The 15,585-nt window shown below is 74.5% G+C and carries 13 protein-coding genes and 1 pseudogene; 13 read left to right on the forward strand and 1 reads right to left on the reverse strand.

The window, feature by feature from the left end:
* The first annotated feature begins 129 nt into the window (after positions 1-129).
* From ACZ4WZ_RS15510 to ACZ4WZ_RS15545, 8 genes are all read left to right on the forward strand, one after another.
* Positions 130-1,770, forward strand: coding sequence for a polyamine aminopropyltransferase (locus ACZ4WZ_RS15510; RefSeq protein ID WP_467890164.1), 1,641 nt, complete (start codon positions 130-132; stop codon positions 1,768-1,770).
* 54 nt (positions 1,771-1,824) lie between these two features.
* The gene (locus ACZ4WZ_RS15515; RefSeq protein ID WP_467890167.1) at positions 1,825-2,661 is read left to right on the forward strand and encodes an SRPBCC family protein; all 837 of its coding nucleotides are present in this window, start codon (positions 1,825-1,827) and stop codon (positions 2,659-2,661) included.
* A gap of 19 nt (positions 2,662-2,680) precedes the next feature.
* Complete coding sequence (locus ACZ4WZ_RS15520) at positions 2,681-3,469, forward strand: aldose epimerase family protein (protein WP_467890170.1); 789 nt, start codon at positions 2,681-2,683, stop codon at positions 3,467-3,469.
* Positions 3,470-3,490: 21 nt separating this feature from the next.
* Positions 3,491-4,054, forward strand: coding sequence for an orotate phosphoribosyltransferase (gene pyrE, locus ACZ4WZ_RS15525; protein ID WP_467890173.1), 564 nt, complete (start codon positions 3,491-3,493; stop codon positions 4,052-4,054).
* A gap of 301 nt (positions 4,055-4,355) precedes the next feature.
* A complete protein-coding gene (gene fbaA / locus ACZ4WZ_RS15530; RefSeq protein ID WP_388933322.1) occupies positions 4,356-5,378 on the forward strand; it encodes a class II fructose-bisphosphate aldolase in 1,023 nt (340 codons plus the stop codon).
* 267 nt (positions 5,379-5,645) lie between these two features.
* Entirely contained in the window at positions 5,646-6,434 is a 789-nt protein-coding gene (locus tag ACZ4WZ_RS15535; RefSeq protein WP_467890176.1) for a ScbR family autoregulator-binding transcription factor, read from the forward strand.
* A gap of 82 nt (positions 6,435-6,516) precedes the next feature.
* Entirely contained in the window at positions 6,517-7,224 is a 708-nt protein-coding gene (locus tag ACZ4WZ_RS15540) for an AfsR/SARP family transcriptional regulator (protein WP_467890179.1), read from the forward strand.
* 104 nt (positions 7,225-7,328) lie between these two features.
* Complete coding sequence (locus tag ACZ4WZ_RS15545) at positions 7,329-9,248, forward strand: helix-turn-helix domain-containing protein (RefSeq protein WP_467890182.1); 1,920 nt, start codon at positions 7,329-7,331, stop codon at positions 9,246-9,248.
* Positions 9,249-9,289: 41 nt separating this feature from the next.
* Here ACZ4WZ_RS15545 and ACZ4WZ_RS15550 read toward each other — a convergent pair whose 3' ends face one another.
* Positions 9,290-10,459, reverse strand: coding sequence for an IS701 family transposase (locus ACZ4WZ_RS15550; RefSeq protein WP_467890185.1), 1,170 nt, complete (start codon positions 10,457-10,459; stop codon positions 9,290-9,292).
* A 275-nt stretch (positions 10,460-10,734) separates the two neighbouring features.
* On the opposite strand from ACZ4WZ_RS15550, the pseudogene ACZ4WZ_RS15555 reads away from it, so the two are divergent.
* The 5 genes and pseudogenes from ACZ4WZ_RS15555 to ACZ4WZ_RS15575 all read left to right on the forward strand — a co-directional run.
* Positions 10,735-11,787, forward strand: a pseudogene (locus ACZ4WZ_RS15555) (CE1758 family FMN-dependent luciferase-like monooxygenase); the annotation flags it as partial.
* Positions 11,788-11,937: 150 nt separating this feature from the next.
* Entirely contained in the window at positions 11,938-12,351 is a 414-nt protein-coding gene (locus ACZ4WZ_RS15560; protein ID WP_467890523.1) for a DUF3151 domain-containing protein, read from the forward strand.
* 129 nt (positions 12,352-12,480) lie between these two features.
* Positions 12,481-13,329 (forward strand): tryptophan 2,3-dioxygenase family protein, encoded by an 849-nt coding sequence (locus tag ACZ4WZ_RS15565; RefSeq protein ID WP_467890188.1) that lies wholly within the window; start codon positions 12,481-12,483, stop codon positions 13,327-13,329.
* Positions 13,322-14,533, forward strand: a complete 1,212-nt coding sequence (gene kynU, locus ACZ4WZ_RS15570) for a kynureninase (protein ID WP_467890191.1) — start codon at positions 13,322-13,324, stop codon at positions 14,531-14,533. Before ACZ4WZ_RS15565 ends, kynU begins: the two co-directional genes overlap by 8 nt.
* Positions 14,534-14,704: 171 nt before the next feature.
* Positions 14,705-15,583 (forward strand): alpha/beta hydrolase, encoded by an 879-nt coding sequence (locus ACZ4WZ_RS15575; RefSeq protein ID WP_467890194.1) that lies wholly within the window; start codon positions 14,705-14,707, stop codon positions 15,581-15,583.
* Positions 15,584-15,585 lie beyond the last annotated feature (2 nt).

A 15,585-nucleotide genomic window follows, 5' to 3' on the forward strand; every position in this document is an offset into this window, starting at 1 on the left:
GGTCGGGTGCTCCCGGCCGGACGGTCGCGCGCGGGCTTGCCCCGATTACTCCAACTGGCCTGACCGACACGCCACTTACACCCATGTGGGTGACAGGGTGTCGGTGGGCGGTGACGTACGGTTCGCTGCATGATCGACCGTTCCGCCCCCCGCGGGCTGCTCCCGGCGGCGGAGCCGCGGGGCGTGCAGACCGTCCATGCCGCCCTGCCCGTACGCCCGCGGACCGGCCGACTCCTCGTGCTGGCCACGGTGTTCGTCTGCGCGGCCTGCGGGCTCGTCTACGAGCTGGAGCTGCTCGCCCTCGGCTCGTACCTCATCGGCGACTCCGTCACCCAGGCGTCGGTCGTGCTGTCCGTCATGGTCTTCGCCATGGGCGTCGGCTCCCTCCTCGCCAAACGCCTGCGCCGCCGGCCCGCCCTCGGCTTCGGCGCCATCGAGGCCGCGCTCGCCCTGCTCGGGGGCTTCTCCGCCATGGCCCTGTACGCGAGCTTCGCCTGGCTCGGCGAGTCCAGGACCGCGCTCGTCGCCTTCTCCTTCGGCATCGGAGTGCTCATCGGCGCGGAGATCCCGCTGCTGATGGTCCTCATCCAGCGCATCCGCAGACAGGACGCCGGCGGGGCCGTCGCCGACCTCTTCGCCGCCGACTACGTGGGCGCCCTCGTCGGCGGGCTCGCCTTCCCCTTCCTGCTGCTGCCCGTGCTCGGCCAGCTCACCGGGGCCATGCTCACCGGCACGGTCAACGCCGTCGTCGGCGGCGGACTCGTCCTGTGGCTGTTCCGCCACGACCTCAGCAGACGCTCCCGCTGGCTGCTGGTCACCGCCAACGCGACCGTGCTCGCCCTGCTCGCCTGCGCCACCCTCCTCGTCGACGACTTCGAACGGGCCGCGCGCACCGCCGTCTACGGCGCGGAGGTACGGGTCGCCGCGCAGACCGGGGTGCAGGAGCTGGTGCTGACCGGGCCGTCCACCGGGTCCCCGCGCTCCCTCGACCTCTTCCTGGACGGCCGGCTGCGGGTCAGCGGCTACGACGAGTACCGCTACCACGAGGCCCTGGTCCACCCCGCCATGACCGGTCCGCACGCCCGCGTCCTGGTCCTCGGCGGCGGCGACGGGCTCGCCGCCCGCGAGGTGCTGCGCTACCGGGACGTCGCCTCCGTCACCGTCGTCGAGCTCGACCCCGGCGTGGTCCGCCTCGCCCGCACCGACCCGATGCTCTCCGCGCTCAACGCCCGGGCGTACGAGGACCCGCGCATGGACGTGGTCACCGAGGACGCCTTCCGCTGGCTGCGGGGCCCCGCAGCCCGGCACCGCTTCGACGTCATCCTCTCCGACCTGCCCGACCCCGGCATCACCCCGAGCACGAAGCTGTACTCGCAGGAGTTCTACGGGCTCGTCGCGCGGGCCCTGACGCCGGGCGGACGCATCGCGGTGCACGCCGGCCCCCTCACCACGAGGCCGCGTACGTACTGGACCGTCGAGTCCACCCTGCGGGCGGCCGGCCTGCTCACCACCCCCTACAGCACGGGCGGCCGGCTCTCCGGCTTCGCCGCCGGGCCGGACCGCACCCAGGGCGCGGCCGACGCGCCGCCGCAGGACTGGGGCTTCGTGCTCGCCGCCCACGACCGGGTGCCCGAGCTGCGCGTGGACCGCGACACCCCCGCCCTGCTGGCCGTGTCGACCCAGGGGCTGCGGGACGCGGCCCGGGACGCCGCCCGGGGCCGGCCGGCCGGGCTCCCGCCGTCCACGCTGCCGCATCCGCGATACCAGTGAGCCCGGGCGTCGTGTCCGTGTGCACGGGCGGGTCCCGTCGGTAGGCTCGACCGCATGGAGCATCAGGTGTTCGTTCCGGTACCGGCAGAAGACGTCCGCGCCGTGCTGCGTGATCCCGCCCGGGTGGCCCGCTGCGTCCCCGGGCTCCAGCAGGACGCCGACACCGCTGCCGGGCCGCCGGCCGGGCGGCTCAAGGTCCGGGTCGGCGGGCACACCGTGACCTACCGGGGCGTCCTGTCCCTCACCGAGCGGGACCCCGACCACTTCGCCGCGGAGGGCGAGGGCGCCGAGGTCCGCGGCAGCGGGACCGTCAGCCTCGCGCTCGTGCTGCGGCTGGTGCCGTACGACGGCGGGACCCGGCTGGAATTCAGCGGCGGGGCCACGGCGGACGGCCGGGCCGCCGCCTTCGACCCGCAGGCCGCCGCCACCGCCGCCGGGCGGCTGCTCGACCGCTTCGCCGCCAACCTGGCCGGCGCGGCCGGCGCCGCGGGCGACCCGGTGGCCGAGGCCGAGGAGGCGGAGACCGAGGGGGAGGCCGAGTCCGGCCCGTCGGTCTTCGACACCGAGGTCCCGCCTCCCTCGCTCGACCCCTTCCTCGACGGCGATCTCACCGAGTTCGCCTCCTTCGCCGGGGCGGGGAGCGGGGAGGAGCCGGACGCGGGCCCCGCCGGCCCCGGACGCCCGCCGGCCGAGGCGGCCCACGCCCGCCGCACGATGATCGGCCGCAGCGCGGAGGAGGTCGACCACGCGCCCCCGCGCGGCCGCTACGCCCCGGTCCCGGCCCCGTCCTCCGCCGGCGGCCAGAACGGCCTGCGCTGGATCGCCCCGGCGGCGGCCCTGGCGCTGGCCTCGGCGGTCGTGGTCGGAAGGGCGTTGCGCCGGCGCCGTTGACGCGCCGTAGGGTCGCCGTATGACTACGCAACTGAGCGCCGGCGGCGCGGAACTCACCATCGATCAGGAAAACGGCTGCCGGGTCAGCAGTCTGCGCGTCGACGGCATCGAGCTGCTGCGTCAGGGCCCGAAGTTCGGGTCCTTCCCGATGGTCCCCTGGTGCGGGCGTACGGCGAACGGCCGGTTCCATGACGGCGCCAAGGTCCACCAGCTGCCGCTCAACCATCCGCCGCACGCCCTCCACGGCTTCGCCCGCGACGCGCCCTGGAAGACGGCCTCCGTCGACGGCACCACTGCGGCCTTCACCTATGACCTCGTCGACCCCTGGCCCTACGCCGGCCGGGTGACGCAGGTCTTCGAGCTGGGCGAGGACGCGCTGACGATCCGCATGGGCGTGGAGACGTACCAGGACTCCTTTCCGGCGCAGGCGGGCTGGCACCCCTGGTTCAACCGGGTCCTGACCGACGGCGGGGAGCCGGCCCGGATCGGCTTCGACCCGGCCTGGCAGGAGGAACGCGACGAGGACCACATCCCCACCGGCCGCCGGATCGACCCGAAGCCCGGCCCCTGGGACGACTGCTTCGGGATGCCCTACGGGGTCGACGTCACCCTCGCCTGGCCCGGCCAGCTGGACCTGAGGGTCACCAGTCCCGCCGAATGGGTGGTCGTCTACGACGAGCAGCCCGAGGCCGTCTGCGTCGAGCCGCAGTCGGGCCCGCCGAACGGCCTGAACACCCTCCCGCGCCTGGTCACACCGGTGGACCCGCTGGAGATCTCCACGACGTGGGCGTGGCGCCGGCTCGGCTAGCCCGCACTTAAGCTCGTTGTCATGAGTGACGTCAACGAAGTAATGCCGTCCGGCACACGCGATGCGCTTCTGCAGCAGATCAAGGACAAGGCCGTCGTGCACGGCAAGGTGACGCTTTCCTCCGGCAAGGAGGCCGACTACTACATCGACCTCCGCCGGATCACCCTCGACGGCGAGGCGGCCCCGCTGGTGGGGCAGGTCATGCTGGACCTCACCGCCGACCTCGAGTTCGACTGCGTCGGCGGCCTGACCCTGGGCGCCGACCCGGTCGCCACCTCGATGCTGCACGCCTCCGCCGCGCGCGGCGAGCGCCTGGACGCCTTCGTCGTCCGCAAGGCGCAGAAGGCCCACGGCATGCAGCGCCGCATCGAGGGCACTGATGTGAAGGGCAAGCGCTGCCTGGTCGTCGAGGACACCTCGACCACGGGCGGCTCGCCGCTGACCGCCGTCGAGGCGGTCCGCGAGGCCGGCGGCGAGGTCGTCGCCGTCGCCACCATCGTGGACCGCGGCGCGGCCGACGCGATCGCCGAGGCGGGCCTGCCCTACCTCACCGGCTACCGGCTCGGGGACCTGGGTCTCGCCTGAGCCCTCCCCGGCGGCTGCGGCCGTCTCGGATCGTGGGCGTGAAGGGGTGGCGGCCGGTCGCGGTCCGGGGTCAGGGCAACGGGCGGCCCAGGTCCCGGAGGCCGACGCTCCGGTCCTGACCTGCGCCTTTTCGGAGGGCCGGGGTGTTTCACGTGGAACACCCCGGCCGTCCCGCCGAACGAGGGGTGACAGGCGGGGTGGAGTGTCGCGCCGAGTCTGGAAAGATAGGCGCGACGGCGACGTCGCCCCCAGGTCAGGGCCCGCAATAAGCACACTCCCCGCACATCCAAGGAGCGGACAGATGCCCATCGCAACCCCCGAGGTCTACAACGAGATGCTCGACCGGGCGAAGGCAGGCAAGTTCGCCTACCCGGCCATCAACGTCACCTCGACCCAGACCCTGCACGCTGCGCTGCGCGGCTTCGCGGAGGCCGAGAGCGACGGCATCATCCAGATCTCCACCGGCGGTGCCGAGTTCCTGGGTGGCCAGTACAGCAAGGACATGGTCACCGGCGCGGTCGCCCTGGCCGAGTTCGCGCACGTCGTCGCCGCCAAGTACGACGTCACCGTCGCGCTGCACACGGACCACTGCCCCAAGGACAAGCTGGACGGCTACGTGCGTCCGCTCCTGGAGGTGTCCGCCGAGCGCGTCGCCCGCGGCCTGAACCCGCTCTTCCAGTCGCACATGTGGGACGGCTCCGCCGAGACCCTGGCCGACAACCTGGCCATCGGCCAGGAGCTGCTCGCCAAGGCAGCCGCCGCGAAGATCATCCTCGAGGTCGAGATCACCCCGACCGGCGGCGAGGAGGACGGCGTCAGCCACGAGATCAACGACGAGCTGTACACCACCGTCGACGACGCGATCCGCACCGCCGAGGCCCTGGGCCTGGGCGAGAAGGGCCGCTACCTGCTCGCCGCCTCCTTCGGCAACGTGCACGGCGTCTACAAGCCGGGCAACGTCGTCCTGCGGCCCGAGCTGCTCAAGGACCTCCAGGCCGGCGTCGCGGAGAAGTTCGGCAAGGCCTCTCCGTTCGACTTCGTCTTCCACGGCGGCTCGGGCTCCACGCCGGAGGAGATCGCCACCGCGCTGGAGAACGGCGTCGTGAAGATGAACCTCGACACCGACACCCAGTACGCCTTCACCCGCCCGGTCGCGGACCACATGTTCCGCAACTACGACGGTGTCCTGAAGGTCGACGGCGAGGTCGGCAAGAAGTCCACCTACGACCCGCGCACCTGGGGCAAGCTGGCCGAGGCGAGCATGGCCAAGCGCGTCACCCAGGCCTGCGCCGACCTGCGTTCCACGGGCACCAAGCTGAAGTAAGCGGCGAGGGCCCGAAGGGGTCCGCCGGGACCTGAAGGGGTCCGCCGGTCCGTCACGGACCGGCGGACCCCTTTTCCGTACGCCCCGCGCCGTGGATGCGGCTGGGTACGACAGGGGTCCGGCAGGGATTCGGTGCGGATTCGGTACGGATTCGCCCGAGGTGACATACGCCGGTGGACGTGGAGGGCGGCGATGGTGTGGAATCTAGGCAGAGAAACGTACCCGCCGGGATGTAATGCCGGCGGGCCAGGAGAGGCGACGCCGGCGATGAAGACAGTGCGACCCCAGGTGAAGCAGGACCGGGCGGTGCGCACGCGTCGGGCGATCCTGGAGGCGGCGGCGCTGGTGTTCGAGGAGTACGGCTACGACACGGCCAAGCTCTCGGACATCGTCAACATCGCCAAGGTCACCAAGGGCGCGCTCTACTTCCACTTCGACTCCAAGGAAGGCCTGGCCCAGGCCGTCATCGACGCGCAGAACGAGTCGCAGCCGCAGATGCCGCCGCAGCAGTACAAGGCGCAGGAGTTCGTGGACATCGGCATGGTCTTCTCGCACCAGCTGCGGCACGACGCGCTGATGCGGGCCAGCGCCCGGCTCACACTGGACCACGCAGGCCGCAGCCTGGACCGGGTGACCCCGTACCAGACCTGGATCGAGCTGCACGTCCCCTTGCTGGAGGAGGCCCAGCGGCGCGGGGAACTGCTGCCGAACGTGGACCCGTGGGTCCCGGCCCGCCTGATCGTGGGCGCGTTCGCGGGACTGAACACCATGTCGTACACGCTGGGGCTGGACCTGGACGCGCAGGTCTCGGAGCTCTACACGCACGTGATGCCCGGCGTGGTGGTCCCGGCCGTGGCGATCCGGCTGGACACGGCCCCCGGGCGGGGGGCGCGGGCGCTGTACGGGCCGCAGGGGACGCACGAGTGCCGGTACGGCTGCGCGGGCGGTGTGCCGCCCCGGGAGGGGGAGGCGCCCGAGGAGGTCCGCGTGACCGCCGAGGGAGATCGCGTGGCCGCCGAGGGGGCCCGGGCGGCCGTCGAGGAGATCTCCGCCTGAGGCCGGTCCGTCCCGCCCGCCCCCTTCCCAAAAAGATCCTTCCGGGTATGATTTTTCTGCTCGCCTGCCCAGGGAGATCACTGTGGACATTGAGGTACTCGGCGCACCACGGGTCACCGAGAACGGTGTGCCCATCACGGCCCCCACGCCGGAGTCCCGGCACGTCCTGGCGGTCCTCGCCGCCTGTCCCGACCGGGTCGTGCCCGCTTCCGTCCTCGCGGACGAGCTGGCCCGCCGCGTCCCGCCCGAGCACGCCCACGCCGCCCTGCACACCGCCGTACGCCGGCTGCGCGAGCGGTTCGCCGAGGCGCTGGGCGCCAGCTCGGTACGCACTCCCGAGACCGTGCTGTCCACGCGGCCCGGGGGGTATCTTCTCGACACCGGCGGCGGCCGCTGCGACGTCCGCGAGTTCGAGCGCGAGGCGGGCGCCGGCTACCGGGCCATGGGGCGGGGCGACGCCGTGCGGGCCGCCGCGAGGCTCCGCCGGGCACTGGACCTGTGGACCGGCCCCGTCCTGGACGGCATCGACGCCGGGACCTGGCTGCGCCGCCGCATCGCCTGCCTCGACGCCGACCGGCTCTCCGTGCTCGGCCAGTGGGTCGAGGCGGAGCTCGCGCTCGGACGCCACCGCGAGCTGCGCCTCGCGCTCGCGGGCCTGCGCGGCGCGGGAGCGGGCCGCCCCGGCGACGCGTACCTGGCGGCCCTGGGCCGGGCCGAGGCCCGCGTCGAGGCCGCACGGACGGCCCGCCCGGCCCCCGGGCTCACCCTGAGCTGCGCCGCCCGCACCTGACTTGGCGTCATACCCCCGGGGCGGCTGCTTGACCCCCCGCCCGGCGGAACCTAGGTTCGGGTCCGGGGACGGAAAGCGGCTGGTCGGGTGGGGGGAGCGGCGGTATGCGCGGGGACGGGGGCGGCCCGCTGGCCGTACTGGAACTGCTCGCTGCGGACGCCCCGCAGAGCCGCTACGAGACCCTGCTCGCCGAGGCCCGCGCCGCGGGCGCGGACGAAGCCGAACTCGCCGCCCTCACCCGGGCCGTGGAACTCGCCCGCTCGGTACGGGCCCGCGCGAGCAGCGGCAAACAGCGCGAGGCCGCCCTCACCGCCCTCGTCGACACCGCCCACGACCTGACCTCCCCGTACGACATCGACGGCCTGCTGCGCCTGATCACCCGCCGGGCCAGACGCCTCCTCGGCTTCGACATGGCCTGGCTGTCGCTGAGCCGCCCGGACGGGTCCGCGTACGTACGCACCTCCGAGGGCGAGACCACCGCGCTCAACGTAGGCCTCGAACTCGGCACCGGCCGGGGCCTCGGCAGCATCGCGCAGGCCCGCCGCTCCCCGGTGTGGACCCCGGACTACCTCGCCGACACCAGCATCGCGCACGCCCCCGGCATCGACGCCGTCGTCGAGGCGGAGGGTCTGCGCGCGATCATCGCGGTCCCGCTGCGGCGCGGGGACTCCACCCTCGGCGCCCTCTACGGATCCGACCGCGCTGTACGGGAGTTCACCCCGGACGAGATCGGCATCATGCTCTCCCTCGCCGACCTGGCCGCGGTCGCCATCGAGAAGGCCCGGCTGCTGGAGCAGACCCGCGACGAGGTCACCGAGCTGGAGGCCTACGGCTCGCGCACCCACACCGCCCTCACCCGGGTCCGCTACCTGTGGGAGTGCCACGCCCGGCTGGCCGGGCTGGTCCTGGACGGCGCCGGTCTCGCCACCGTTGCCCGGGCCACCGCCGACGCGCTGGACGGCGTGCTCCAGGTGCGCGACCCGGGCGGGCGGCCGCTGACCGCGACCGGGGAACTCCCCGGCCTGGACGAGGAGGCGGTGACCAAGGGCGCCCTCCAGGCCCTCACCGACCGGCGTCCGGTGCGCCTGCCCGGCGACCTGTGGCTGGCCCCGGTACTGGCGGGCGCCGAGGACCTCGGGGTGCTGCTGCTCAGCGCCTCCGCGCCGCTCGCCGAGGAGGACGTACGGCTGCTCCAGCTGTCCGCCCAGTCCGTCGCCTCCCTGATGCTGATCCAGCGGGGCACGGCCGCCGCCGAGGGCCCCGTCCACGACGAACTCCTCGCGGACCTGCTGGACCGGCCCCACTCCGTCGACCTGCACCTGCTGGAGCGCACCCGCCGGCTCGGCATCGACCTCGACCGCCCGCACGTGGTGGTCGTCGCCCGGCCGGAGGGCGGCGAACTGGGCAAGGCCGTGGCCTGGGCGTCCTCGTACGCGTACCGGACGGGCGGGCTCAAGGGCGTCCGCCGGGGCTGCATCGTCCTGGTCCTGCCCGGCACCGACGCCTCCGCCGCCGCGCACCGGGCCTCCGCGGAGCTGTCGCCGCTGCTCGGCCACGCCGTGTCCACCGGGGCCGCCGGGCCCACCCGGGGCCCGGGCGAGGTGGCCCGCGTCTACGCCGAGGCCGTGCGCTGCCTGGACGCGCTGACCGCGCTCGACGGGGTGGGCGGCACCGCCTCCCTGCGCGAACTGGGCTTCCTCGGCATGCTGCTGTCCGCCGACCACGACGTGGAGTCGTTCATCGCCGGGACCATCGGCCCCGTCCTGGAGTACGACGCGGACCGGCTGACGGAGCTGACCCGCACCCTGGAGGCGTACTTCGCCTCGGGCGCCAGCCCCACCCGCGCCGCCGAGGCCCTGCACGTGCACCCGAACACCGTCTCGCGCCGGCTGGACCGCATCGCCGAACTCCTCGGCCCCGACTGGCAGGAGCCCGCCCGCGCCCTGGAGATCCAGATGGCCCTGCGGCTGCGCCGGACCCGCACGGTCCTGCACGACCGCCGCGCCGCCGCCGACCGGGCCTGAGGCCCCGCACCCGGCCTTCCGGAGCCCGCCGGGGCGGGGCCTCACGCCGCCGCGTAGTGCTCCGTGCCGGTCAGGGCACGGGCCGCGTGCGCGACCGAGGCCAGCGTGACGTGCCGGTGCCAGCCGGGCAGGGCCCGGCCCGCGAAGTCCCGCAGCCCCGCCTCCCGTCCGCTGTGCTCGGCGGCGAAACCGACCCGCCGGCCCTGCTTCGTCAGCCGCAGCAGCGGGCCCACGGGGAGCCGTACCAGGTCCGTCAGCCACAGCTGCGCCGGAGGGCGGCGCGGGTCCGTCCACTCGCCGACCAGCAGCAGGTGGCGGCGGCGGGCCGGAGAGGGGTCGGGCATCATCACCCGCACCGCGACCGCCAGGGTGCTGCGGTGACGGCCCCCCGGCAGCGTCGGGTCCGGGTCGGTCCACTCCACCGGGGTGCACAGCCCCTTCACCGCCTGCAGGACGTCCCGCGCGGGGCGCGCCCCCGCGCCGTGGCCCGGCAGCGCCGGGTCGGTGACCAGCAGCGGAGTGGCCGGGCCGATGCGGGCGATGACGGGCAGTCCGGCCTCCGCGAAGCGGTTCATGGTGGAACGGCTGCCGATCCGCTGGATGTCGAGCACCACCGGGCGCCGGTTGCCGCTGCGCCGCACGGTCTCGATGACGGCGGTCGCCGCGGACTCCTCGTACGCGGCCTGCGCGTCGGCCGGCTCCAGCGGTTCGGAGCCGTCGCCCTCCGGCAGGTGCATCCGCCACCCGACCGGAGTGACCAGCCCCGCCGAGGCGAACCAGGTCCCGAAGGCCTGCTGCCCCCGGAACATCTGCCCCTGGTGCGGGTCGAAGCGGTGCGCCACCCCCACCGAGTGCTCCCCGCCCTTCGGGATGGCCATCGGCTGCGCCACCCACGCGGTCAGGGGGGTGGCCGCCTGGAGGAACCCGGCGAGCGAGGCGCGGATCGGCTCCCAGTCCCAGGTGGAGCCGGAGATGAAGTGGTGCATGCTCTGCTCCGCGGCACCGCCCCCGAACTGCCCCGCGATCCCGCGCATCGACTTCCGGCCGGGCAGCGCCAGCAGCCCCCGCACGTACTGCCGGCCCTTCTCCCGCTGGTCCTTGCGGCGCAGCGAGCACAGGACCGCGGCACACAGGTCGTCGGCCGCCTCGTGGACCGGGTCCCGCCGGACCGGCACCGCCGTCCCCGTCCCCCTGCTGTTGATGCTGCTCATGACCGCTTTCACGACATGCCCCCCTCGGCGTGCGTCCACTGCGCCTCTACCGTCCGCCGAGCACCCCTCTTCCGGGGAGGTGCGCCGGCCACCGCACTTCGCCGGATCGTGGTGGGGCCGCCACACCCCCGCCGGACTTGACGGACTGCCCGGGCGGACCTGGCCGGTCCCCCGCGCGTCGGGCACGGTCGGATCGCGGGGCCCACGGGCCGCGGTGCCGGGCCCGCCCCGGCGCGGTGCCCCGCACGGCGGCGGTGCGACACGGGAGGGGCGGGGTGCAGTTCGGCGTCTTCTCGATCGGCGAGGCCGTCCCCGATCCGTCGACCGGCCGCACGCCGACCGAGCACGAGCGGATCCGGGCCATGACCGCCCTCGCCGTGCGGGCGGAGGAAGCCGGCCTCGACGTCTTCGCCACCGGCGAGCACCACAGCCCGCCCTACGTGACCTCCTCGCCGCCGACGCTGCTCGGCTACCTCGCCGCGCGCACCCGGCGGCTGATCCTGTCGACCGCCACCACCCTGGTCACGACCAACGACCCGGTCCGCGTCGCCGAGGAGTACGCGCTGCTCCAGCACCTGGCGGGCGGCCGCCTCGACCTGATGACGGGCCGGGGCAACACCCCGAACTGCTATCCCTGGTTCGGCCAGGACCTGCGCCAGGGCATCGCGCTGGCCCGGGAGAACTACGCCCTGCTGCACCGCCTGTGGCGGGAGGAGGACGTCGACTGGCGGGGCCGTTTCCGGGCCCGCCTCGACGGCTTCACCTCCGTGCCCCGCCCGCTGGACGGCGTACCGCCCTTCGTGTGGCACGCGTCGGTGCGCTCGCCGGAGATCGCGGAGCAGGCCGCGTACTACGGCGACGGCTTCTTCGCGGACAACCTGTCCGCTCCCGTCGAGCAGTACGCGCGCCTGGTGGAGCTGTACCGCGCCCGGTACGAGGAGCACGGCCACGGCACCGCCCGGCAGGCCGTCGTCGGGCTCGGCGGGCAGGTCTTCGTACGGGCGCGCTCGCAGGACGCGGTGCGCGCGTTCCGCCCGTACTTCGACCGGTCCCGGCTCCACGGCGGGCGCTGGTCCCTGGAGGAGTGCGCGGCCCGGACCCCGCTGGCGGTGGGCAGTCCCGACCAGGTCATCGAGAAGGTGCTCACCTTCCGGGAGGTCTACGGGGACTACCAGCGCCAGCTCTTCGCCGTGGACCACTGCGGGCTGCCGCTGGACGCGGCCCTGGAGCAGGTCGACGTGCTGGGCGAGCGGATCGTGCCGGTCCTGCGCCGGGAGCTGGCCGCCTCACGGCCCGCGGGCGTACCCCCGGCTCCCCGCCATCCGGCGGCCGGGCCGGGGGGTGCGGGCCACCCGCCGGCCGGACGCGCTGCCCGGCGCTGCTCGGCCGCGGGCCGTTTGGCCGTGGGCCCCGCGCCTGCCTCGCCGCTGCCGCCGCCCGCTTCGCCACTGCGCGCCGTCGTCGGCCAGACTGGGCCCATGTCGATTCACCAGAACCTGCTCGGGGGCCCCGCCCCCACCCACCTGCCCGACGAGCCCGCGCCCCGCGAGGCGCTCGCCGCCGGTACCGACCCGGCCGAGGTGGCCGCCGCGCACCCCTCCTCCTCGCTCGCCTGGGCCGCCCTCGCCGACCAGGCGTACGCCGCCGGCCGGACGGTGGAGTCGTACGCGTACGCCCGTACCGGCTACCACCGCGGCCTCGACGCGCTGCGCCGGGCCGGCTGGAAGGGCCACGGCCCCGTGCCGTGGGAGCACGAGCCGAACCGCGGCTTCCTGCGCGCCCTGCACGCCCTGGCGCGGGCCGCCGGGGCCATCGGGGAGAAGGAGGAGTACGAGCGCTGCTCGACCTTCCTGCGCGACTCCTCGCCGACGGCGGCGGACACGCTCGCATAACGCTGTCGAGGCTCGCCCTAGAGGGTCTCCGGATCCCCTGCTTATGATGCGTGGCAGGGGACCGGGGCTCCACTTACCTCACCGGAAGGAGCGGACCGCTACCCGGAAGCACGTGTCGAGGAGACAGAAATGTCGCACGCCCTTGATGCCTCCGGAGCCGGTTCGGACACCCCGAACCTCGACTTCGACGGCACGACTCCGTACGAGGACTACGTCCAGGCGGACGTCCTCACCCACCTCCAGCACCTGCGCTCGGACGACCCCGGCGAGATGGTGTTCCTGGTGACCACCCAGGTCATGGAGCTGTGGTTCACGGTCATCGTCCACGAGTGGGAGACGGCCGCCCGCGCCCTGCGCGAGGACGACATCCCCGTCGCGATGGACGCGCTGAAACGATCCCTCCGCGAGCTGGAGGCCCTGAACGCCTCCTGGCGGCCGCTGGCCCAGCTCACCCCCGCGCAGTTCAACGCGTACCGCGCCGCCCTGGGCGAGGGTTCCGGTTTCCAGTCGGCGATGTACCGCCGGATGGAGTTCCTGCTGGGTGAGAAGTCGGCGTCGATGCTGGTCCCGCACCGGGGCGCGCCGCGGGTCCACGCCGAACTGGAGAAGGCCCTCCACGAGCCCAGCCTGTACGACGAGACCCTGCGCCTGCTGGCCCGCCGCGGCCTTCCGGTTCCCCGGGCGGTCCTGGACCGGGACCTCGCCCTGCGGTACGAGCCCTCCGCCGAGGTCGAGGCCGTCTGGACGGCCCTGTACGCGGACCCGTCCGGCCCGCACGCCGACCTGCACCGCCTCGGCGAGGTGCTGACGGACGTCGCCGAGCTGGTCTGGCGCTGGCGCAACGACCACCTGGTCGCGACGCGCCGGGCGATGGGCGCGAAGACGGGAACGGGCGGCTCGGCCGGGGTGACCTGGCTGGAGAAGCGCGCGTCGAAGAACGTCTTCCCCGAGCTCTGGACGGCCCGCAGCCATGTCTGACCCCGGCCTGAACCCCATACCGGAGCTCCAGGAACGGGCCGCGAGGCTCGACGACGAGGACGGGCTCGGCAAGCTCCGCGCGCGCTTCACCCTCCCCGAGGGGGTCGTCTACCTCGACGGGAACTCCCTCGGCCCGCTGCCGGCGGGCGTTCCCGGCGCCGTGGCCGACGTCGTGCACCGCCAGTGGGGCGAGCTCCTCATCCGCTCCTGGGACGAGAGCGGCTGGTGGACCGCCCCGCAGCGGATCGGCGACCGCATCGCCCCGCTGATCGGTGCCGCCCCCGGTCAGGTGACCGTCGGCGACTCCACCAGCGTCAACCTCTTCAAGGCGCTGGTCGGCGCCGCCCGCCTGGCGGCGCCCGGCCGGACCCGGATGCTGGTCGACGCCACCACCTTCCCGACGGACGGCTACATCGCCGCGTCCGCCGCCCGGATGACCGGCCTCGAACTCGTCCCGGTCGATCCGGCCGACGCGGCCGGCGCCTTCGGCGACGACACCGCCGTGGTGCTGCTCAACCACGTCGACTACCGCACGGGCCGGCTGCACGACCTGCCCGCCCTCACCGGCGCCGCGCACGCCGCGGGCGCGCTGATCGTGTGGGACCTGTGCCACAGCGCCGGAGCCCTGCCCGTCGGCCTCGACGCGCACTCCGTCGACCTCGCGGTGGGCTGTACGTACAAGTACCTGAACGGCGGCCCCGGTTCCCCGGCCTACATCTACGTGGCCGAGCGGCACCAGGGTGCCTTCGACTCCCCGCTGCCCGGCTGGAACGGCCACGCCGAGCCCTTCGCGATGACCCCGGAGTACGTCCCCGCCGGGGGCGCGGCCCGGGTGCGCGTCGGGACCCCGGACATCCTGTCCATGCTGGCGCTGGAGTCGGCCCTCGACGCCTGGGAGGGCGTCGACATCGAGGCGGTGCGCGCCAAGTCCCTCGCGCTGACCGACTTCTTCCTCGAGTGCGTGGCCGCGTACGTCCCGGACGGGCGGGTGGAGCCGGTGACCCCGGCCGAGCACGGCCGGCGCGGCAGCCAGGTCTCGTTGCGGGCCGTGGGCGCCCGCGAGGTGATGGCCGAGCTCATCTCCAGGGGGGTCGTCGGGGACTTCCGCGCCCCCGACGTCCTGCGGTTCGGGTTCACGCCGCTCTACGTCGGTTTCGCCGACGTGGAGCACGCGGCGCGCACACTGGGTCGCATTTTCGGGTGACGCGGTAGCGAAACGTCACACCACGGGGCGGGCGGGGCTACGGCTCCGCCCGCCTCCGTGCGGGCCCGATCCGGCGGCTGGTGGGGCGTGCAGGCCTGGTACGGTCCCGCTCTGTCGGAACACCGGAACATCTGTCCCCCCTGTCCCACGCGTTACCGAGAGGTTGAGCCGATGACGGACCCCGCAGTCGAACGGGACGCCGCCGAGGCCGCCTCGGCCTTCGCCCACCCCCCGGTCGCGCCCGACGCGAGCGCCGCGTACGGGGACCACCCCGACCAGGTCATCGACTTCTACGCCCCGCGCGGCGAGGGCCCGGCCGGCTCCGCCCCGCTGGTCGTGGTCCTGCACGGCGGGGCCTGGCGGGCCCCGTACGACCGGCAGCACATCACCCCCTTCGCGGACCTCCTCGCCCGGCGGGGCTTCGCCGTCGCCAACGTCGAGTACCGGCGCGGCAGCTCCCTGCCCCACCAGGACGCCGAGGGGCCGGTGGCCGGGCGCTGGCCCGAGACCTTCGACGACGTGGCCGCCGCCATGGACGCCCTGCCCGGCCTGGCCGCGGCCGCCCTGCCCGCCGCCGACTCGCGGCGGACCGTGGTGGCCGGCCACTCGGCGGGCGGCCAGCTCGCGCTGTGGGCGGCGGCGCGGCACGTCCTGCCGTACGGCGCGCCCTGGCGGCTGTCCGGCCCGCCGCCGCTGCGCGGTGTGGTGGCGCTGGCCCCGATCGCGGACTTCGGGGTCGCGGAGGAACGCGGCGTGTGCGGCGGCGCGTCGGCGCAGCTGCTGGGCGGGCCGGAGCACTGGGAGGCCCGGCTGCCCTTCGCCGATCCGGCGGCGCTGCTCCCCACGGGCATCGCCACCACCGTGGTGCACGGGCGGGAGGACATCGTGGTCCCGCCGGCGGTGGCGGAGTCGTACGTGGCCGCGGCCGCGAAGGCGGGCGAGATGGTCGGTCTGACCCTGGTCGAGGGCGTCGGCCACTTCCCCCTGATCGATCCGGCGGCGGACGCCTGCGCGGTGGTCGCGGAGGAGATCTCCCAACTGGCCTGGTAGCC

The sequence above is a fragment of the Streptomyces sp. NPDC029122 genome (assembly GCF_055569445.1).